This window comes from Bacteroides caecigallinarum (assembly GCF_016901995.1).
GTDB lineage: Bacteria > Bacteroidota > Bacteroidia > Bacteroidales > Bacteroidaceae > Phocaeicola > Phocaeicola cellulolyticus.
This window is the reverse complement of sequence record NZ_JACJLE010000029.1, coordinates 18,728-40,408: the sequence shown is the minus strand read 5'-3', so window position 1 is coordinate 40,408 and position 21,681 is coordinate 18,728. Positions and strand designations below refer to the sequence as shown.

Sequence of the window (21,681 nt, the reverse complement as noted above, 5' to 3'; positions counted from 1 at the left end):
ATTTATCGCTAGAATTGCACCATTTCCAGAATACTTGGATTAAAACGCAGTTGGACGGGAGTAATCCAGTGAAACACCGATGGTTTACTGTTGTATTGTCGTACTGTTATACTTCAGCACAACATCATATAAAGGGTTCAACAACAGTTTACCAATTCAAATATGTGAATGTGAGATACCACAAATTGTTGGTACGCTATTTTTATAAAAAAAACGATATATGCAGCAATGAGCTTGTGTTGAATTGCTTATATTGTTAATTGTAGAACAATATCACCGCTGATGCTACGGAGTTTCATTGTTGAAGTAAAATAGGATACTATTTCTAATTGGCAAGGCTAGAATTGTATTTGGAAGTTCTATTTTCTCTATCTTTCAAGGTATTACCTTTGGCATTACAAGTGAAATATGTTATTTTTGCAAATAAGAATAGCGTTCTTTTGATTGATACAGGACATTACAAGATAGAAAGCTTGCTGGTTTCTATGCTGTTACCAGTCAAGTTAATAGCCTTTGTTAATTTCTTGTTCTAATGGAATAAGAAGAAACAAAACGTCTTCTCCAACATCATCAATCTTCCGCTTTGATAGATTGATGGATACAATAGTAAAGATGCTATAAAAAGATTATACAAATTATATTTCAAAATAGAATGAGCAAAAAGTATTATGAATATATGTCTGAGATATCCTCAGAGGAGCTTTTAAAAGGTCTTTTAGAGTATGGACTCTTTGCAGATAAATTACCTCCCATATTCTCATGTGAGTCTTTCTACGCATATTGTAAAAAGAGAAAGTTTGAAGGATTCTCCAAGAATCCTACTGATTATATTCGCTATAATAGCACTAGAAATACAAACATACCACGCCTGTTGTCTATTCCCACTCCATTTAGTTATATGTATCAGTGCAAATGCATATATGATAATTGGAATAAAATATGCAACTTATTTCAAGAAAAGACTAGCAATCAAAGCTATAAATACAGTCAAATACATATTCAAAAATTGAAACATAAGAACTTCCTTTTTGAAATGAGTCATTCGTACTGTGATAAAGACAGTTTATTGGATGTTGAACTTAGTAAGTTGTCAATTTTAAAGCGATTCAAGGTTGAAGCTGACATTTCTTCGTGTTTCCCTAGTATTTACACCCACTCCTTATCATGGGCACTTGTAGGAAAAGATGAAGCAAAAAAGAATAAATCAAATGTAAATATATGGTATAACGAACTAGATACTACATGTCGTAACACAAAAAATGGAGAAACAAATGGTTTGCTCATAGGACCACATGCATCCAATTTACTTTCAGAAATAATTCTGTGCAATATCGACAATGAATTAGTCAAAAAAGGATACAAATACATTCGTAACATAGATGATTTTTGCTGTTTTGTGAAATCAGAAGAGGAAGCAGAGTGTTTTCTGTTAGACTTATCTGAAGAATTGAAAAAGTTTGAACTAAACATTAATACTAAGAAAACTAAAATATTAAAACTTCCATTGCCTTCTGATATCGATTGGATACGTGCGCTAAATGAATTTATTAAAGGTGATACTTACACAGAAAACGGAAAACTTATTTTTAAATATCAGCGATTAAAATTGTATTTGGATTTAGCAATTAAATTAGCAATGGAAACAAATAATTGTGCAGTTTTTACTTATGCGATAAAAATAATAGCGAATTGTCATTTGGGAAAGAAAGCAAAATATTACTATATAAACACATTGCATCAATTAATTTGTTTTTATCCTTATTTGGTGCATTGGATGGAAAATTTTGTGTTTGATATTTTTGACATTTCTCAAGAAAGTATATCGTTAATTGCCCATGATTTATATGACATAGGAATAAAAAGGCATATATATGAGGCATGTAGTTTTTCTATATATTGGTCATTGAAATATGATTTTAAGCTGAACAAAATGATGGAAGAGGATTCGATTAGAACAGAGGATAGTCTTTTTATGCTATTATCTTTTTTGAAAGTCAAAAAGGATAGAAATAAAGATGCTAAAAAACTACTGAAAGAACATGCTAGAAGTTTATTGAATGACATTGATAGATATTGGCTATTTTTATACGAAGCATTGCCCAAAGATGATTTAACAGGTGACTATAAATGTTTAAAGAATAATAGGATTTCATTTGTTAAACCTGAGTTTAAATAACATTATAATTTGCAAAAGCATGACTATGCTCACTGAATCCCAAAACATAGAGTTCAAAGAATCATGGCGCGACGAATACCAGAAATGGATTTGTGGTTTTGCCAATGCACAAGGCGGTACGCTGTATATAGGTCTGCGTGACAATGGTGAAGTGTGCGGTGTACAGGATGCCAAGAAGTTGATGGAGGATATTCCGAACAAGGTGCGTGACATGATGGGCATCTTGGTGGATGTCAATTTGAGAGAAAAAGACGAAAAGCAATATCTGGAGATTGTGACGGATGCCTATCCTTATCCAATCAGCTTTCGTGGAAAGTATTACCAGCGAAGCGGTGCAACCAATCAGGAACTGAAAGGGGCTGCACTTGACCGTTTCATGCTTCGCAAGCAAGGAAAAACGTGGGATGGTGTGCCAGTACCTTATCTGAAAGCGGAAGACTTGGATAATGCCACATTCGATTTGTTCCGCAAGTATGCCAAACGGAGCGGACGTATGGAGGAAGCGGACTTAATGGACGACAATCACGGATTATTGGAGAAACTCCGGCTTTATGAGGGTAGTTACTTGAAACGTGCTGCCGCTTTGTTGTTCCATCCCGACCCGGAACAATATGTGACCGGGGCATTTGTAAAGGTCGGCTTCTTCCGCGAAGGCATGGATTTGGTGTATCAAGACGAAGTACATGGTAATCTGTTCCAGCAAATTGTGAAACTGATGGACTTGCTATGTACCAAATACATGAAAGCCATCATTACCTACGAGGGCATCCAACGGATAGAAACATTGCCTATGCCCCGTGAGGCTCTGCGTGAGGCATTATTAAATGCCTGTATCAACAAAGACTATGCAGAACCTTCTCCCATCCAAATCCGCGTGTATGAGAATAAGTTGGAGATAATAAACGGTGGGGTATTGCCCGAAGGGTGGACGGTGGAAACCTTATTGTCTTCGCATCGAAGTATGCCTTACAACCCTGATATTGCCAACACCTTTTTCCGTGCTGGTGAGATTGAGGCATGGGGACGTGGCATCGAGCGTATCATCACGGCATGTAAGAATGACGGATTCTCCACGCCGGAGTTCCGCTATGATGCTTCAGGTATATGGACAACCTTTAAGTTTGAGTACCCGGAAAGGGCTACGACCCAAAAGGGCGACCCAGAAACGACCCAGAAAAACGACCCAGAAACGACCAGAAATCGACCAGAAACCGACCAGCAAAAGCAAGAAAACGTTATTCTTGAACTAATCAAAGAGAATCCTTATATACAAAGAAAAGAAATGGTAAGTCGCTTAGGTATACACGAAAGCAGCGTAAAGCGTCGGTTGGCTTCACTTCAAGAAAAAGGGATTATAAAACATGTCGGTCCGAATAAAGGCGGTTATTGGGAAGTCCAAAAAGGATTTTGAACCAAGGTAGAGAAGTTTTCATGATTACATGCCTGACATTCAAAAGAAAGCTGTATATTTGTAATCGATAAAGGAAACCTCCACGCAACCTGACGCAGAACGCTGCAACAATCCGGTGGAGCAATAGCGGGAGATTACGCTACTTGCAGAAAGATAAATCAAAGATATTCAGTCACTTGAATCAATAGTTCGATTCCTGGTGGCACCACTTCGAAGAAAAACCAAAAACAGTAAAATCCTGATTTCCAAGCGAAATCGGGATTTTTTGTTTTCCCCCGACACGCAAAAAACGGCAAAATATCGGATCAACGTAAAAACCTAAGGGATTCTGAAATTAAGCATAAATTTTCGATAGTCTGAACAGAAAGTAAGCCTTAACTCCCCTGAATTGTGAACGAAAGTTCTTTATTTTAGCATAGAGGAGAACATAAATATGAGTAGTAAATAAAAGAAAGGTAGAAAGGCTGTATGGCATATGTTCTTCAAAACTGTAACACAGCCTTTCTGCTTGCATAAAGCACAATTATAAATCTTCTGGTAAAGGAATAACTAGGATAGAGTCACTGCACCGTATTCCGTAGAATACGTCACGAACCCTCCCCTGTTGAGGTATCAGAATACCTTTCTCTACCAAATCTTTTATATCGCGTGTTGCTGTATCTGTTGATACCTTTACACGTTTTGCCCAGTTCTTAGCCGTCAGTTTGCCGGGATAACCGTCCAAATATAAATTCAAGACTTCGCGTTGTCGTTCGGACAGGACTGTTTCGGCATGGGTTTGCCAGAATATGGCCTTGTTAAGAACCTTTGACAATGTTTCGTCGGATTGCTCGACGGAACGGAGCAGACAGTCAAGATACCAGATGATCCATTCAGTAATCTCGCAATCTCCCTTCTGTGTTTTCTCCAATATGTCGTAATATTGTTTTTTATCTTTGTTTATCAGGTGGGAGATACTGAAGAAACGCATCTTTGAGTTTTCGGCCTGTGAAAGTGCCATATCAGCAATGGCTCGTCCGATTCGTCCGTTTCCGTCATCGAAAGGATGGATGCAGACAAACCACAAATGGGCTATTGCCGATTTTAAATAGCCGTTATGTGCATCTGAATTGAACCAGTCCAGAAACCGATTCATTTCTTCGTCTATTCTTTCAGGAGCTGGCGCTACATAATGTACCTTTTCCCGACCGAACATTCCAGAAATAACTTTCATCTCTCCACTGCGGTATCGGGCTACATCTATTTTCGTTGGACCGCTCCATCCGGTAGGAAACAGGCAGTTGTGCCAGCCGAAGAGTCTTTCATGGGTAAGCGGACTGTTGAAATTGACTGTTGCATCAAGTGCCATTTCCACTACTCCGTCTATATATCGTGAAGATTCGGTCGGATTCGGCAGTTGTACTCCGAGTTTGCGGGCTACAGATGAACGTACCTGTTCATTGTTCAATTCCACTCCTTCAATTTCTGATGATGCAATGATGTCATGAGAGATGGATTCAACTACGGCAGACATCTTGTCGTTAAAACCGATTACACTAAGGCGTCCCATCAGATAACCGACAGCCTTATTTACCTTGTTCAGTTTCTCACCGACAAGTTCCTTGTTCCACGAAAAGGAAGACCATTCTTTATGTTCATGTATATACATAGGCATCACTGTTTTCTGCAAATATACAGTTTTGCGGATAATTAACCGCAAAATTTGCGGCTTATTATCCGCAAAAAACAGTGAAATCAATATTTATCAGCATTTTAGATATGGCTTATGACTACTATTCATCATGCAGATAAGCATTGACTTTTCAGAATTCCTCAAATTTTACGTTGATCCTATAATAACCACGATACAAGCAGAAAAACCATATGCATCGGTTCATAGAAACCAGCATACAGCCTTCCGCCTCTCTTTTTATCTATTGTTTATATTATTCAAAAATCAATCTGACAGAACGGAATTTTGGTGTAACATCAGATTTGCCACACATAATCTTTACATCCCATTCCGAATTTTTAAGCAGCTCTTTAGACAATTTCAAGACATGAATTGAGTCTCTGCCGTTTATTTCACCTATCTTCACGCCATTTACATGGATTTCGGCACTTCTTGCTTCGTCAGGGAAAGAGTTTATCATAACCGCATTCACAGGTTTGCCATTGGATTTCATTTTGTAGGAGAACCATCCCTTGGTTTCACGCCATGGTGTACCTTGTTCACTACCAATTTCAGAATTCTCCATTTCTATGAAATGGTCACTTTCAGGCTGTTGTTCTCCACATGCCACCATATCAGCTGTGATATTTTCCAACCTCACCCGTTCTGTCTCCTGTTTTGCAAGTTCTGCCTGTCTATGTTTCAATTCATCTCCAGAAACTAGTTCCCAATAAATCATGTATCTGCATTCATGAGTCTTATAGAATGGTTTTAATATCATTCCATCGTATCTTGAAGGATATACGCCAGACAATCTGAATTCAAGCTTGTCCGGACTTACTCTTTTAAGATTTGCCAGAAGGTCTTTCTTTTCACCTACTATAACAGGCATATTCTGCAACGGAAGCTGTGGACCGGATGCCACGTGCCCTCCCCTGCTGTCATCGGCAAATTGTCCGTCAAGTCTTTCCTTACCCAAATCGGCAGCCAATACCACAGGACCGTACATAAACGAATAATACGGTGATTTATCAGGAAGTTGCACAGCACGCAAAGTCATAGGCAGAGACATTTCTACAGTATCTCCATCTTTCCACTTTCTGTTTATGGTATAATATCCGTCATAAAAAACAGCCTCAATCTTTCCGCCGTTTACCTTAAATTCTACTTTTTCTTTATCAAGCCATTCAGGACAGCGGAAACTTATCTTCATTTTTCGCGGTTTTTCACTCTTCACAATAACACGTGTCTGTTCTTTTTCAGGGAAAGATGTTTCCTGAGTGAAACTCATGCCGGTTTCTTCCCAATTGAGGACAGAAGATATAAACAGATTGACAATAAGCTCATTTTCACGCGACGCGTATATCATCTCACCATATCTGGCGTGGTTCTCCATCCCTGAACCTACACAGCACCAGAAGCAGTTTTGAGGCTGCGAATAAACCCTGTAATGCCCCGAACGCATTGGTGTGAAATAAACAAAACCGCCCTGCACAGGATTCTGACTGGACAATATATGATTATACAGGGCACGTTCGTAGTAATCCATATAGTTTACATCTCCTGATGTACCGTAAAGCAGTTTAGTCAATCGGAGCATATTATATGTGTTGCAAGTTTCCGGCCCTTGCTCGCTTGTCATCATGCTTGAAAAATCATCCGACTTGTGGAAATGTTCTCTCACGCTGTTTCCGCCAATAGACACACTTCTATTCTCCACTACAGTATTCCAGAAAAACTCAGAAGCAGAACTCCATTCCTGGTTGCCGTCCAAATCGGCTATCCTCTTAAAACCTATCACTTTAGGTATCTGCGTATTTGCATGATTGCCGGTAAGCATATCCTTTTTTTCTACAAGCGGATCAAGAATAAATCTATGAGAGAAACGTTTGGCCAGTTCCAGATATTTTTCATCACCGGTAATGGCATATACATCGGCAAACACCTCGTTCAATCCGCCATGCTCACTTCTCAACATATCCTGGATCTGCTCGTCAGTAAGTCCGGACACGATATTCATCATCCAGTCAGTAAGTGCCACCAACATACCTTTAGCTTCTTCCTTACCAGCCACGAGATATGCATCTCTCAGTCCGGCATAAATTTTATGGATGTTATAGAGTGGAACCCATCTATCGTTTAACCCGAAAGGATTGGCATTGATCTTGCCTTCCTTTATTTCATTCCATATAGTTTTTCCATCAGGCACTCCGCACAGATAACCGTTTCCGGAAGCATCCTGGCAGCGTTTCAGTTCCGACAGAAAATAATCAAGCCTTTTACCTATCTCTTCATTACCAGTAGATGCATACATATACGACAAAGCGGAAAGATAATGTCCGCCTATATGACCATCAAGCCCGGTATTCTCCCAATTGGGATAATTCTCTGCCTTTGGTTTCAAACCGGCTTCCTTCATATATGGAGCAAGAAGCCTGTCAGGATTCAACCCCATCAGATAACAAATATCCAAATCTTCAGCATGTTTGAACATCCCTGATGTAAGCCTTACATCACTAACTGGAAATGTATTGATTTTTTGTGGTAACCCGGCCTCTGCACCAACAGAAGCGAGAAAGAACAATCCTAAAAGATACAGTTTTCTCATGTTTTTCGATACTTTATTAAGTTAACTTTCAATGATGACAAAGATACAAATAAGTGTATAATATACATTAATAAGACTATTAAAATATTAGATTTTATGCCTCTGAAAAAAACGGGCGCACGTTTAAGGTAAAATGGGCGCTCGCTTCAATTGAAATGGACTTTCGTTTTGATTAAAACGACAGGGTGTTTTCAGAAGCGCTATTTTGCCCCTTATTGTTAACTGAAGTTAAAGGCGTATTTTACCTATTGTTATTTCAAACAAAAAGCATACATTTGCAGTGTACTAATAAACTAATACACTAAAGCAATATAATTATGGACACAACAATGATTAAAGCCGAACATCTCTGTTTCGGATACGGGAAAAACAAACAGGTGTTCAATGATTTCAATCTTGAAATAGAAAAAGGGAAAATAATAGGCCTGTTGGGAAAGAACGGAACAGGTAAATCCACTCTGCTGTATATCATCTGCGGATTGCTCAAACCTTCTCATGGAAATGTAACGATAAAAGGTATAGACATCAGAAGACGTCTTCCTCAAACACTGTCGGACATTTATCTGGTTCCTGAGGAGTTCGACTTACCTAACCTGTCGATGAAACAGTTCGTTAAACTGAACAGTGCTTTCTATCCTAATTTCAGTAACGAAACACTGAATACTTGCCTCAACGATTTCGACTTAGGAATGGACATCAACCTCGGCGAACTTTCCATGGGACAGAAGAAAAAAGCATATATGTGTTTCGCTCTTGCCACAAATACCTCTCTCCTACTCATGGACGAACCTACAAACGGACTGGACATTCCGTCGAAAAGCCAGTTCAGAAAAGTCATCGCATCGGGAATGACAGACGAGAAGACTATCATAATCTCTACACATCAGGTAAGGGATATTGACAGACTGCTGGACCACATAACTATAATAGACGGAACTGAGGTGCTACTTAACAAATCGGTAAAGGAAATAACAGAAAGGCTTTATTTCTGCGAACAGAGCATGAACGAACCTACAGACGGGGCACTGTTCATACAACCGTCTGTACAGGGTAACAGCATCATTATGGAAAACAAATTCAACGAAGAAAGTCCTATGAATCTGGAAGTCCTTTTCAATGCCATATTGGCTGAAAGAAACAAGATACAGGAAGTATTCAACAAATAAATATGGAGGAACGGTTATGACTACAAATATTAATTTCAGTTTTACAAGACTCATGGCGGTAATGAAACGCGACATGATGGAAAATTGGAAAACCAACCTATACAGGCTTATAGCGTGCTATTCCGGTGCGGCTATGGCTTTCTTGTTCGGTATGTACGGAGTTTTGTCCAGCAATCGTGGAGAAACCGGAGAGACACAATATCTAGGTTTCTGCAATACATTCCATTCCATACTAACTTTTGTGACATTTTTCTATCTAATTGTATGTGCCTCAAGAATAATGGAAGTGATGAATACAAAAAACAAACGTATCTCGTATATGATGCTTCCGGCTACAAACGGAGAAAAGTTCATAAGCAGAGCAATATATGTATGTATTATTTCTATTGTAATATTTTTTGTGGGACTGTTTTTTGCTGAACTTACCAGACTTGCTTTACTGCCGCTATTCGATGCCCCGAAAGAATTTTCCAGTTTCTGTCTGTTTGATATAATGTCAGTTTCTTTTTATGATACAATTCATATCAATCCTGAAGCATACGGAGCATCATCAACATTCATGCCTTACCTGTTTTTAATTTCAAACGGTTTATGGGGACACTCCATTTATATTTTGGGTGGTACATACTTCAGAAAACATCCTTTCATAAAAACATGGGGAATATGTATGGCAGCATTTTTCCTTATATTATATTTGATGATCAATATATCTGACGAAGGAACTTTTATATATATATTAAAATGGATGGAAGACCTGGCAGATAAAAGTTCATGGATAAATGAGGAAGTTATATTTTCTACCATAAGCATTATCTTCCTGGCACTTACAGTTTTTAACTGGACTCTTAGTTATCATTTGTTTAGAAATTCACAAATCACCGATAGAAAACTGTTCAGAAGATGAAATTTAAAGAATCGAAATCAATATATTTGCAGATAGCAGACAGAATTATGGACGAAATCCTTCATGACACATACAAGGAAGAAGAACGAATACCGTCCGTAAGGGAGTATGCCGCAATGGTGGAAGTAAACGCAAATACCATGATGCGTACTTACGACTATCTGCAAGGAATGGAAATTATATATAATAAAAGGGGTATAGGGTATTTCGTAGGCGAAGGCGCAAAGAATAAAATTCTTTCATTCAGAAAAGAGACATTCCTGAACGAGGAACTGCCGGAAATGTTCCGCACTATGAAAATTCTTGACATATCAGCACAGGAAATATCTGCACTCTACAAACAATTTCTGAAAGATAACAAATAAAGAAAACCACAAACTAATATCATTATTTAAAACAAATAAAGCCATGAAACTAAAGAATTTTCTTTCAATACTCACAATCAGTGCCGTAACTTCTTTTACAGCCACATCTTGCATGATCAATACTGTAGCAAGCAAAAATGAAGCCACTTCTACATATGAAGTAAACACTTCATATAAATCATTAAAAGTGACAAATGCAATAAGAGTGGAGTACAGACACGATATTGACACACTTCAGATTATTGCAGACTCTTCTATTCTTTCCAAAATAAAAGTAAACTACGATGATGAAGGCATTGAAATTTATGCTTCGGATTTCAGAAGATCATACAGTGTCACTGCTATAGTGCCGGCAAGCAAAGATCTGAAATCCATTGAAATAGGAGGCGCCTCTTCATTTACTTCCGACGGAGAGATTAAGGCAAAAAAACTCGATATCGAAGTATCCGGAGCATCGCACTTTGATGCCAACATAGACTGTCAGTCTTTGGAAGTAAGTATCAGCGGAGCATCATCTGCCGAAATAGGCGGAAAAGCTGTCAATGCCAATATAGAAGTGAGTGGAGCTTCAAAATTGTCATCAAACGGCGAGTATCTGAATACCGATTATGCCGATGTGGATCTAAACGGAGCCAGCACGGCCGAAATTATATGTAATAAAAACATAACAGGAGAAGCATCGGGAGCATCAAAACTTTCGTTCAGAGGTGCAGCAAAGGCTGATGTATCAACAAGTGGAGCTTCAAAAGCAGTAAGAAAATAAAATCCAGAAAAATGTCATCTAATGTTTTAAGGGGATTTATATGTATCCTCGTATGTCTTACTACCGCTACGGTGTTTGCACAAAAGCAGAGCGGTTTATATTCAGTGAAAGGAACTTTAGTTGACTCACTTCTTAACGAAAGCGAGCCATATGCCACTGTGAGAATATCAAGTGCGGCAAATCCTGACGAAAAAGTAAAACTTTCGGTCACCGACGAAAAGGGACGTTTCAATGAGAAACTGTCCGAGCCGGGCGACTACGTCATAACTCTCTCATCGGTAGGAAAGAATACCGTAAAAAGAAACTTTACATTAAGCACAAGCAAGAAATCTGTTGACCTCGGAACTATATTTACTTCCGAGGCAACGGAAATGCTTAAAGGTGTGGAAGTGGTGGCACAGAAACCTCTCGTGAAAGCTGAAATAGACAAAATAACCTACAGCATGGAGGACGACCCGGACTCAAAGACCAACACCACACTGGAAATGCTTAAAAAAGTACCTCTGGTGACTGTGGATGGAGAAGACAATATACAGGTGAACGGATCAAGCAGCTTCAAGGTACACGTAAACGGTAAGCCAAACACCCTGATGAGCAACAACCCGAAGGAGGTATTGAGAAGTATGCCTGCCAACAGCATAAAATCAATAGAGGTGATAACAGAACCGGGAGCAAAATACGATGCTGAAGGTATCGGAGGTATTCTGAACATCATCACTACGGATGCAAAGATGCAGGGATATAATGTCACACTTGGCGGAAGGGCAAGCAATCAAGGCTTTTCCGGATATGCATACGGTACTGTTCAGGTGGGTAAATTTACCATATCCGGCAATTATTCGTACAACTATAACACACAGCCACGCAGTTACTTCAGTTCCGGACGCGAGGACTATACATCGGATACAAACAAATATCTCAACAGTGAAGGTTCCTCAAAAAGCAACGGTAATTTCCAGTTCGGCAATCTGGAAGGTAGTTATGAGATTGACACATTGAACTTGATAACATTCTCCGCAAATATGTTCGGAGGTAACTTCAAGACCAACAGCAACTCGGAAAACCGCATGCTGAACAATATGGAAGAGTTGACGTACCGATACAATACACTGAACAAATCCACAAGCGGTTTCGGTAATGTAGGCATCAACTTCGACTATCAGCATTCCTTCAAGACCAAAGGCGAATATCTTACAGTATCGTATAAATACAACGATTCTCCAAACAACAGTGAGTCAGCTACGGAATATATGGATATGATAGATGTTCCTTTCCCGCTGGAAAATCAGTATTTTGACAATGACGCCCACACTGCGGAACATACCGGACAGATAGACTACGTTAATCCTATAAACGACAAGCACTATATTGATGCCGGTATGAAATACATCTATCGACTGAATGCGAGCGACAGTAAATATTTCATTCAGCAAAGCGACGGTTCTATGCTTCAGGACAACAATATGTCGAGCATATTCGACCAGGGACAAAGCATCGTAGCTACATATGCCGACTATCAGCTAAAGCTGAAAAAATTCGGTTTCAAAGCTGGTGTACGATACGAGCATACTTTTATGGATGTGAAATACGACCTTCAGCCTGAAAGAAACTTCAATGCCGGTTTCGATGATGTTGTTCCTACTGTGAATATGTCATATATGCTTGGCACAACATCTACCCTGAAGGCGAATTACAATATGCGTATCAACCGTCCGGGTATATGGTATCTTAACCCTTTCCGCGACGAGAGTAATCCGACATCAGTAAGTTACGGTAATCCTGACCTGAAAACAGAAAAGGCACATATCGTTGGATTGACATTCAGTTCTTTCTCTGCAAAGTTCAATATTAATGCAAACCTGAACTATACATTCACAAACAACGGTATAGAAAATTATTCTTTCATGAAAGACGGTATCCTAAATAGTACTTACGAGAATGCGGGCAAGAAACAGATCACTCGCCTGTCATTGTGGATGAACTGGAACCCGGGCAACAAGACCAGAATATCAATCAACGCATCAGGCTCTTATTCGGACTATAGCAGCGATTTGCTTGATACAAAAAATTCCGGTTTCAACGGTAACCTGTTCGGAAACGTACAACAGACACTTCCATGGGACTTGCGTCTGAGTGTTTACGGAGGAGGAAGTACACCGTATATAACTTTGCAAGGTAAAGGCTCGTCATATTATTACTACGGACTGGGACTGACACGCTCTTTCCTGAAAGATAAGAGATTGAGCGTCTCACTGTCTGCAAATAACTTCTTCAACAAATATAATACATACGAAAACGAAACGGTTACAGACACATTCCGCTCATGGAGTAAAAACAAATATTATAATTTAGGTTACGCCATAGGTATCAGCTGGAGATTCGGTGAACTGAAAACCCAAGTCAAGAAAACAAGCCGAAGCATCAACAATGATGATGTTAAATCGGGAGGAAACAGTGGTTCTTCTGCCGGAGGACAGGGAGGAATGTAATAATCTATAATTTCTAAAGATGACAATATACATAATAATAGGAACAATAGTAGGATGCGTATTGGGAATCATTATAGGACACCTGGTTTCTGCAAAGAAATCTGGTATATTGCAATCGCAACTGAAAATGCAACAGGAACACTCAGCCGAGCTGTTAAAAAACGAACAGATTAAGGCAGCACAGCAGGCTGAAAACATGAGACAAAACATACAAAAACTACAGGACAAGCTGGACGAGAATGCACGTCTGCTGAACGAGGCTTACACTGTTTCGGCATCACTGAAGACAGAGAACCGCAATATGGCCGAAAAACTTGAAAATCAGAAAGAAGAGATTGCAGCGATGCACAAGCAGTTCAATCTGGAGTTTGAGAACATAGCCAACAAGATTTTCCAGCAGAAGACAGAGACTTTCAACAAGCTGAGTACCGAAAGCCTCAGCAGTCTGCTAAAGCCTTTCGGGGACAATCTGAACGAGTTCAAGCATCAGGTGGCAGAGGTATATGAGAAGGAATCGAAACAGCGTTTCTCTCTCGAAGACAGGATAAAGGAGCTTGTTCTGCTGAACAAACAGATAAGCGATGACGCCAACAATCTGACAAAAGCTCTGAAAGGTGACTCTAAGATGCAGGGTAACTGGGGTGAGATGATACTGGAAACGATACTTGAAAACTCCGGTCTGCACGAAGGCGAGGAGTATTTCCGTCAGGAATTTCTGAAAGATGAGAATGGCGAGTATCTGAAAAACGAACAGGGACAGAGGCTGCAACCGGACGTAATAGTGGTATATCCCGACAACCGTCATGTAATAATCGACTCCAAAGTATCGCTCACGGCATATGCCGCATATATCGGGACAGACGACAAGACAGAGAAAGAGCAATATCTGAAAGAACATCTGCGCTCAGTAAAGGCTCATATCGACGAACTGAGCAAGAAAGACTATTCCAAATACAACGTATCGGCACTGGACTTTGTAATGATGTTCATCCCTAACGAACCGGCTTACGTACTGGCACTCCAGGCAGACAACAATCTGTGGAATTATGCCTATCAGAAAAAGGTGGTACTGATGAGTCCTACAAACCTTATTGCCGCATTAAGACTGGCTCTTGACTTGTGGAAGCGAGAGTATCAGGAAAAGAACATACAGGAGATAGTGAAGCGTGGAACTGCACTTTATGAGAAACTTGCCGGTTTTGCTGAAACATTCGAAAAGATAGGGGACGCGATAAACACTGCAAATACGGCATACGGAAATGCACGTTCACAGCTTTCGGAAGGAAAAGGAAATCTCATCCGTCAGGCAGAAATGCTCAAGGAGCTGGGAATCACTCCGAAGAAGAACATTCCTGCCAGACTGCTGGATGAAAAGTAATATTAATATCTATAATTCATTGTTTGTTGCGTCTGATGTGTTTCAAACGCAACAAACTTATTATTGCTCAGAATTATCAGCCAGAACTTTCATCTGACATTGCTTGCAGTCAAACTCCAGGCGGAAGCGTCTGCCATCTGAACTTACAAGATAATACGGTTCGCGGAACGGAGAACGCACCTTGTGATGTACCGGACACCAGCCCATGCTGTAGCGGATGCAATGCTTGCAGAACATCAGAACGGCATCCTTAGGCTGTTCCTTCTCTAATGCAGGCATTACTTTCAGAACTCCATGGTTCTTATAAAATTCGGCTGCAGAGCTGTTCATCACATTTCCAAGATATGTAAGCGTGCTTACAGGGAACTTAGTCTTGCTTTCCTTCAAGCGGAACACTTCCCTGCGATAGTTTATCCTGCGTGCTTCAAGCAGTTTTTCTACGGCATTACGTCTTAGTTCTGAAAGTTCGGATGAAGGAATAAACCAGTTATCAGACAAATCTATCTTTATATCCTTAGCCTCAAACGGGGTGTTTCCCAATTTACTTAGCTGATTTCTCAGATTATCTGCCTGTGGTGTACGTGCCGGTTCTTTCGCACGCTCCAGTGTAAGGGATACGCTATTGTCGTCCTCGTCAGTAAAGCTCAGTGTAAAGCCAAAATTATTTTCAGCCAGACATATATCGACTGCAATCTTTCTTTCTGCCGATTTTTTCTGCATCAGTTTCTCAAATTCCTGGTCGAAGTTACGGTAGAGACGTGTATTGTGTTTCAGTCTTGGCATATCCTGCGGGAAAAGCTTGTTGTTCTCCACACGGTTCACTCTGAATCCCTGAAGACGACCGTTATCGTCAATATAGCAAAGTCCGTCGCCATTGTTGAAAGATTTCACACCTGCTACAGTAAAGTAGTTTCCTCTGATTTCCTTCACAGTGCCTACCTCCTCACCCAGTGACTTAGGAGTACTGAACGAGAATATTCCAGGATTTCGTCCACGAAGAAAATAATCAGTAAAGCCACGGCTGAAACTCTTGTCAAGCTGCGGAGTGAATGTAGTCTTCACCGTACCTGACGATGCCCTGACATACTCCTTACGGTATTTGAATATCGAATCCAGCTTCTGACGGTAGTAAGCAGTGACATTCTTCACATACGACACATCCTTCAAGCGGCCTTCTATCTTCAGCGATGTGGCTCCGGCATCAAGCAATGCCTCAAGATTATCGCTTTGGTTCATATCTTTGAGAGAGAGGAGATGCTTGTTCTGTTCTATTGTCTTTCCGTTGGAATCCACCAGATCGAAAGCCAGACGGCAGAACTGTGCACACTCGCCACGGTTTGCACTACGGCCATAACAAGCCTGGCTCACATAACACTGCCCGCTGTAGCTAACGCACAAGGCGCCGTGAATGAACACTTCGAGAAGTGTTTCTGGACATGTATCGTGTATTTTCTTTATTTCATCAAGCGAAAGTTCGCGTGCCAGAACCACCTGACGGAAACCTATATCCGAAAGGAACTTCACTTTCTCCGGTGTACGGTTATCCATCTGCGTACTGGCATGCAGTGCTATAGGCGGAAGATTAAGGCGCGTGATACCCATATCCTGTATGATCAGGGCATCTACACCGGCACGATAGAGTTCCCATATCATTTTCTCCGTTTCCGGAAGTTCCTCGTCATGCAGGATTGTATTTACTGTGACATATATACGTGCGTTATACAGATGTGCATGCTCCACCAAAGCCTTGATGTCTTCTATGGAATTGCCAGCAGCGGCACGTGCACCGAAACGTGGTGCACCGATATAAACTGCATCGGCACCATGATTGATGGCCTCGATTCCGCATTCAAGATTCTTTGCAGGAGCAAGAAGTTCTATAGGACGTTGTTTTATCATTATTTAATCTGATTAATATCGTATGGAGTTTCCTGATATACATAGTAATTGAGCCAGTTGGAGAAAAGCAGATTTGCAGTACTGCGCCATCTCACTACCGGTCCCTTGTCTGGGTCATTGTCGCGATAATAGTTCTTAGGCATGTCGATAGGCAGACCTTTTCCAAGGTCGCGACGGTATTCTCCGTCAAGTGTAAGAGGTGAATATTCCGAATGGCCTGTCACGTAGAATTCGCGTCCGCCACGTGCCATCACTATATGTACTCCCGAATCTTCGGATTCGGAAATGATTGACAGTTCCGGACATTTCTCTATATCTTCACGGCGCACTTCTGTATGACGGCTGTGAGGTACGAAGAATTCATCGTCGAATCCGCGGAATATCGGCAGCTGGCTGAATCCGTCGCAGATGTGATGCTCGAAGATACCGAACATCTTCTTGTCCAACGCATATTTAGGTACTCCATAATGATGGTACAGTCCGGCCTGAGCGGCCCAGCAGATATAGAAAGTAGAGGTTACGTGGGTACGTGTCCAGTTGAATATCTCCTGAATCTCGTCCCAATAGTTGACATCCTCGAAATCGAGATGCTCAACTGGCGCTCCGGTGATAATCATACCGTCGAACTTCTCGTCGCGCATATCGTCGAAATCGCGGTAGAAAGCTTTCATGTGTTCTATCGGAGTGTTCTTAGATGTGTGGCTCTTTATTTTCATGAAGTTCACCTCTATCTGTAAAGGAGAGTTTGACAGAAGACGTATCAGGTCTGTTTCAGTGGTAATCTTCAATGGCATAAGATTGAGGATGACAATCTTTAGCGGACGTATATCCTGCGATGTAGCTCTTGAACTGTCAATGACAAATATGTTTTCTTCCTTCAGAAGATCAATGGCAGGAAGTTTATCGGGTAAATTTAAAGGCATTTTATATAGTTGTTATTTGTTAGTTATTAGATAATAACAAAAAAGCATCCAGAACAGTAATAACCATTAAGGATGCTTTTTGTATTTACTGGTCAATAATTTCAGTTATCTGAATTACTGGTATCATAAGGATGAATAACCTCATCTATATACATTTCGAATATTAAAGTCGAATATGGTCTAATGACATCACTCCTATTCTGTTCCCCATAACCCATCTGATATGGAATATAAACAGTAGCCTTGTCAGACATGTCAGGCTTCATGTGCATCAAAGCTGTTGTCCAACCAACAACAAAATTCTTCGAGATATCAAACTTGGTAAAGTTATCAGTAACCTCCTTATCGAAAGTGCCGTAATAGTTACCGTCGAAACGGGTTCCGTTTATTATAAATCCCTGAAAAGCCATTGAAACAGTATCACCAAAGTTTATCAACGGTTCGCTTCCATCAAAAATATCCTCTTTCTTGGCATACTTTACATATACATAATCATATACCTCATAATCGTAAGAGTTATTGATACCATCAAACTTTATCTTATAGTTCTCATACTTACGCCATATCTCACCAGAAGACTTATCATTTGCTACCTTTGCTATTGAATCAATAAAATGCTCATTTCTTTCCTTCCAGTTGGCATACGGATCAGCCACCTCTGTATCTTTAGCACAAGAGGAGAAACCTATAGTCAATACAGAAAGGATTATAACGAGCCAAAATATTCTATTATTCATAAGCATAAATTATTGTAGAGTTTTCAATAAGCTTGTGATACTTACCTTATCAGCGATGATATTGTTAAGTTCAGAAATAGCCACACGTTCCTGTTCCATTGTATCACGGTTACGCAATGTCACACAGTTATCCTCCAATGTCTGGTGGTCGATTGTAATACAGTATGGAGTACCGATTGCATCCTGACGACGGTAACGCTTTCCGATACTGTCTTTTTCATCATACTGACAGTTGAAGTGGAACTTAAGGTCGTTCATGATTTCGCGTGCTTTTTCAGGCAGACCGTCTTTCTTAACCAACGGCATGATGGCAAGTTTCACTGGAGCCAAAGCTGCAGGCAATTTAAGAACTACACGTGTCTCGCCGTTTTCAAGCTTTTCTTCGCAGTATGAAGCACTCATGATACTAAGGAACATACGGTCAACACCGATTGATGTTTCGATAACGTACGGAGTGTAACTTTCGTTGATTTCAGGATCGAAGTATTTGATGCTCTTGCCTGAATATTTTTCGTGCTGGCTCAAGTCGAAGTTAGTACGGCTGTGGATACCTTCAACTTCCTTGAAACCGAAAGGCATCAGGAATTCGATATCTGTAGCGGCATTAGCATAGTGAGCCAATTTTTCATGGTCATGATAACGATAGTGATCATCACCGAATCCAAGAGCCTTATGCCATTTCAGACGAGTTTCTTTCCATTTCTTGAACCATTCAAGTTCTGTTCCCGGTTTTACGAAGAACTGCATTTCCATCTGTTCGAACTCACGCATACGGAAGATGAACTGACGTGCAACGATTTCATTACGGAAAGCCTTACCTATCTGTGCGATACCGAAAGGTATTTTCATACGGCCTGTCTTCTGTACATTCAGATAGTTTACGAAGATACCCTGAGCTGTTTCAGGACGAAGATATACCTTCATTGCTCCATCGGCAGTAGAACCCATTTCAGTAGTAAACATAAGGTTGAACTGACGAACTTCAGTCCAGTTCTTTGTACCAGAGATAGGACATACTATTTCTTCATCAAGGATAATCTGGCGCAGTTCATTCAAATCATTAGCATTCATAGCCTTTGCATAACGGTCATGCAAAGCGTCAAGCTTAGCCTGATGTTCAAGAACGCGTGCATTAGTGCTGCGGAACTGAGCTTCATCAAAAGCATCACCGAATTTCTTTGCAGCCTTAGCTACTTCTTTATTAATCTTATCTTCGTATTTTGCAATCTGCTCTTCAATCAGAACGTCTGCACGGTAGCGTTTCTTTGAATCACGGTTATCAATCAATGGGTCATTGAAAGCGTCAACGTGTCCAGAAGCTTTCCATATTGTAGGGTGCATAAAGATTGCAGAATCTATACCTACAATGTTTTCGTGCAAAAGCACCATACTCTGCCACCAATACTGCTTTATATTATTTTTCAGTTCCACACCCATCTGGCCGTAATCATATACAGCTCCAAGACCATCATATATTTCACTTGAAGGAAATACAAAACCATACTCTTTACAGTGAGAAACCAATTTCTTGAAAACGTCTTCCTGTGCCATTTTTCTAACTTATTTTATATTTTTCTAATTGTTTTATTTACTATTGGGCACAAAGATACGCAAATATGAAGAATAATGAACGAATAGTGTATTAATTTATCTTATGAATATAGACGAAATAGCTCATTAATAGGGACAAAAACAAAAAAAACATCTATTTTTGTAAGAAATTTCACCTTATAAGACATTAAATATCACCCTACGAAAAGAATATTCACGATGAAAACAGCACAAGACAAACATAAGATGATGACGACGACGCCTATCCCCAAACTGATAACATCGCTTGCAGTACCGACTATAATAAGCATGCTTGTAACATCATTTTATGTAATGGCTGATACTTATTTCGTGGGACAAATCAATACACAATCCACTGCTGCCGTTGGCATTTCATTTTCAATAATGGCAATAATACAGGCATTCGGATTCTTTTTCGGCCACGGTTCCGGCAATTTTATTTCACGCAAGCTTGGAGCAAAAGATTACGACAGCGCAGAAAAGATGGCATCAACCGGTTTTTTCTACGCTTTTACTTTTGGAATAATAATAGCCGTACTTGGAAACATTTTCCTCACCCCAATATGTATCCTGTTAGGTTCTACCGAAACCATACTGCCATACGCCGAAAACTATTTAGGAATAATCCTCATAGGGGCGCCCTTTATGGCATCATCACTTGTACTGAACAATCAGATGCGCTTTCAGGGTAATGCCGTATATGCCATGATAGGTATAATCATTGGAGCTGTGATAAATATCGGGCTTGACCCGCTTCTGATATTTGTTCTAGACATGGGAGTGTCTGGTGCTGCCTTATCAACAATAATAAGCCAGTTCTGCAGTTTTATGGTGCTTATTTACATGGACAGCAAAGGAACAAACATAAAAATCAAGTTCAAGAATTTCACTCCTTCCTTTACATATTTGAAAGAAATAACATACGGAGGCATACCGTCATTAAGCCGTCAGGGGCTTGTAAGTCTTTCCACTATTATGCTTAATGTAGCTGCCGGAGCTTATGGTGATGCTGCAATCGCAGGAATGTCCATTGTGACACGTATATGTATGTTCATAAACTCATTCGTAATAGGTTTTGGTCAAGGTTTCCAGCCTGTATGTGGATTTAACTACGGTGCAGGATTATACCGACGCGTGCGTGATGGATTTTACTTCTGCATAAAGACAGGAGTCATCTTTCTTACAGTCTGTGCCATAATAGGATATATATTCGCACCTGAAATAGTGTCCTGGTTCCGCAAAGACGACCCGCTGGTAATAGAAATAGGCGCAAGAGCACTACGTTGGCAACTCATAACCCTTCCTATCGGCACATGGGTGATATTATGTAATATGATGCTTCAAACAATAAGAATACCAGGAAGGGCACTAATTCTGTCTTCAGCAAGACAGGGACTATTCTTTATTCCACTTATAATCATACTTCCAAAACTTTTAGGATTGCAAGGAGTAGAAATGTGTCAGGCCGTATCAGATTTCTGTTCTTTCATACTGGCATTCCCGCTTACTGTCCCAGTACTAAAGAAGCTGAGACAAGACAATGTATTGACAAGATAAAGAATTGGGTGCAACTGCTATAAACTATTGATTTTCAATGTTTATCGCGGAGAGACAGAGATTATAAACCTTTCCCCCAAAA

General features: G+C 40.2%; 15 protein-coding genes. 9 read left to right on the top strand and 6 right to left on the bottom strand.

Translation table 11 applies throughout. From position 1 onward, the window contains the following. The first annotated feature begins 652 nt into the window (after positions 1 to 652). Positions 653 to 2,176, top strand: a complete 1,524-nt coding sequence (locus tag H6A61_RS08870; protein ID WP_204392960.1) for an RNA-directed DNA polymerase — start codon at positions 653 to 655, stop codon at positions 2,174 to 2,176. 19 nt (positions 2,177 to 2,195) lie between these two features. Continuing rightward, on the top strand, positions 2,196 to 3,587 hold the full coding sequence (locus H6A61_RS08865; protein ID WP_239469168.1) for an ATP-binding protein: 1,392 nt from the start codon (positions 2,196 to 2,198) through the stop codon (positions 3,585 to 3,587). Between the two features lie 523 nt (positions 3,588 to 4,110). Here the strand turns inward: H6A61_RS08865 and H6A61_RS08860 are convergent. Together H6A61_RS08860 and H6A61_RS08855 are read right to left on the bottom strand one after the other, a co-directional pair. Then, positions 4,111 to 5,235, bottom strand: a complete 1,125-nt coding sequence (locus H6A61_RS08860; RefSeq protein WP_204392959.1) for a Fic family protein — start codon at positions 5,233 to 5,235, stop codon at positions 4,111 to 4,113. A 277-nt stretch (positions 5,236 to 5,512) separates the two neighbouring features. Next, positions 5,513 to 7,846 carry a glycoside hydrolase family 127 protein gene (locus H6A61_RS08855; protein WP_204392957.1) on the bottom strand — a complete coding sequence of 778 codons (2,334 nt, stop codon included), beginning with the start codon at positions 7,844 to 7,846 and terminating at the stop codon, positions 5,513 to 5,515. Positions 7,847 to 8,175: 329 nt separating this feature from the next. Here H6A61_RS08855 and H6A61_RS08850 point away from each other — a divergent pair, with 329 nt between their 5' ends. From H6A61_RS08850 to rmuC, 6 genes are read left to right on the top strand one after another with little or no spacing between them, the layout of a single operon-like run. Beyond that, the gene (locus tag H6A61_RS08850; protein WP_204392974.1) at positions 8,176 to 9,012 is read left to right on the top strand and encodes an ABC transporter ATP-binding protein; all 837 of its coding nucleotides are present in this window, start codon (positions 8,176 to 8,178) and stop codon (positions 9,010 to 9,012) included. A gap of 16 nt (positions 9,013 to 9,028) precedes the next feature. Next, positions 9,029 to 9,916 (top strand): hypothetical protein, encoded by an 888-nt coding sequence (locus H6A61_RS08845; protein WP_204392955.1) that lies wholly within the window; start codon positions 9,029 to 9,031, stop codon positions 9,914 to 9,916. After that, positions 9,913 to 10,281 carry a GntR family transcriptional regulator gene (locus tag H6A61_RS08840; protein ID WP_154044518.1) on the top strand — a complete coding sequence of 123 codons (369 nt, stop codon included), beginning with the start codon at positions 9,913 to 9,915 and terminating at the stop codon, positions 10,279 to 10,281. The genes H6A61_RS08845 and H6A61_RS08840 overlap by 4 nt, the downstream gene beginning before the upstream one ends. 43 nt (positions 10,282 to 10,324) lie before the next feature. Continuing rightward, positions 10,325 to 11,044 (top strand): GIN domain-containing protein, encoded by a 720-nt coding sequence (locus tag H6A61_RS08835; RefSeq protein WP_204392953.1) that lies wholly within the window; start codon positions 10,325 to 10,327, stop codon positions 11,042 to 11,044. A gap of 11 nt (positions 11,045 to 11,055) precedes the next feature. Beyond that, the gene (locus H6A61_RS08830; protein WP_204392951.1) at positions 11,056 to 13,533 is read left to right on the top strand and encodes an outer membrane beta-barrel family protein; all 2,478 of its coding nucleotides are present in this window, start codon (positions 11,056 to 11,058) and stop codon (positions 13,531 to 13,533) included. A 19-nt stretch (positions 13,534 to 13,552) separates the two neighbouring features. Next, positions 13,553 to 14,911, top strand: a complete 1,359-nt coding sequence (gene rmuC, locus H6A61_RS08825) for a DNA recombination protein RmuC (RefSeq protein WP_204392949.1) — start codon at positions 13,553 to 13,555, stop codon at positions 14,909 to 14,911. A 60-nt stretch (positions 14,912 to 14,971) separates the two neighbouring features. Here rmuC and H6A61_RS08820 read toward each other — a convergent pair whose 3' ends face one another. The 4 genes from H6A61_RS08820 to H6A61_RS08805 form a co-directional block, all read right to left on the bottom strand. Next, entirely contained in the window at positions 14,972 to 16,810 is a 1,839-nt protein-coding gene (locus H6A61_RS08820) for a peptidase U32 family protein (RefSeq protein ID WP_204392947.1), read from the bottom strand. Continuing rightward, a complete protein-coding gene (gene metA / locus H6A61_RS08815) occupies positions 16,810 to 17,733 on the bottom strand; it encodes a homoserine O-acetyltransferase MetA (protein WP_204392945.1) in 924 nt (307 codons plus the stop codon). Before metA ends, H6A61_RS08820 begins: the two co-directional genes overlap by 1 nt. A gap of 101 nt (positions 17,734 to 17,834) precedes the next feature. Further along, positions 17,835 to 18,470 carry an FKBP-type peptidyl-prolyl cis-trans isomerase gene (locus tag H6A61_RS08810; RefSeq protein ID WP_204392943.1) on the bottom strand — a complete coding sequence of 212 codons (636 nt, stop codon included), beginning with the start codon at positions 18,468 to 18,470 and terminating at the stop codon, positions 17,835 to 17,837. Between the two features lie 9 nt (positions 18,471 to 18,479). Then, a complete protein-coding gene (locus tag H6A61_RS08805) occupies positions 18,480 to 20,021 on the bottom strand; it encodes a glycine--tRNA ligase (protein WP_154044511.1) in 1,542 nt (513 codons plus the stop codon). A gap of 219 nt (positions 20,022 to 20,240) precedes the next feature. Here H6A61_RS08805 and H6A61_RS08800 point away from each other — a divergent pair, with 219 nt between their 5' ends. Then, a complete protein-coding gene (locus tag H6A61_RS08800; RefSeq protein ID WP_239469167.1) occupies positions 20,241 to 21,599 on the top strand; it encodes an MATE family efflux transporter in 1,359 nt (452 codons plus the stop codon). Positions 21,600 to 21,681 lie beyond the last annotated feature (82 nt).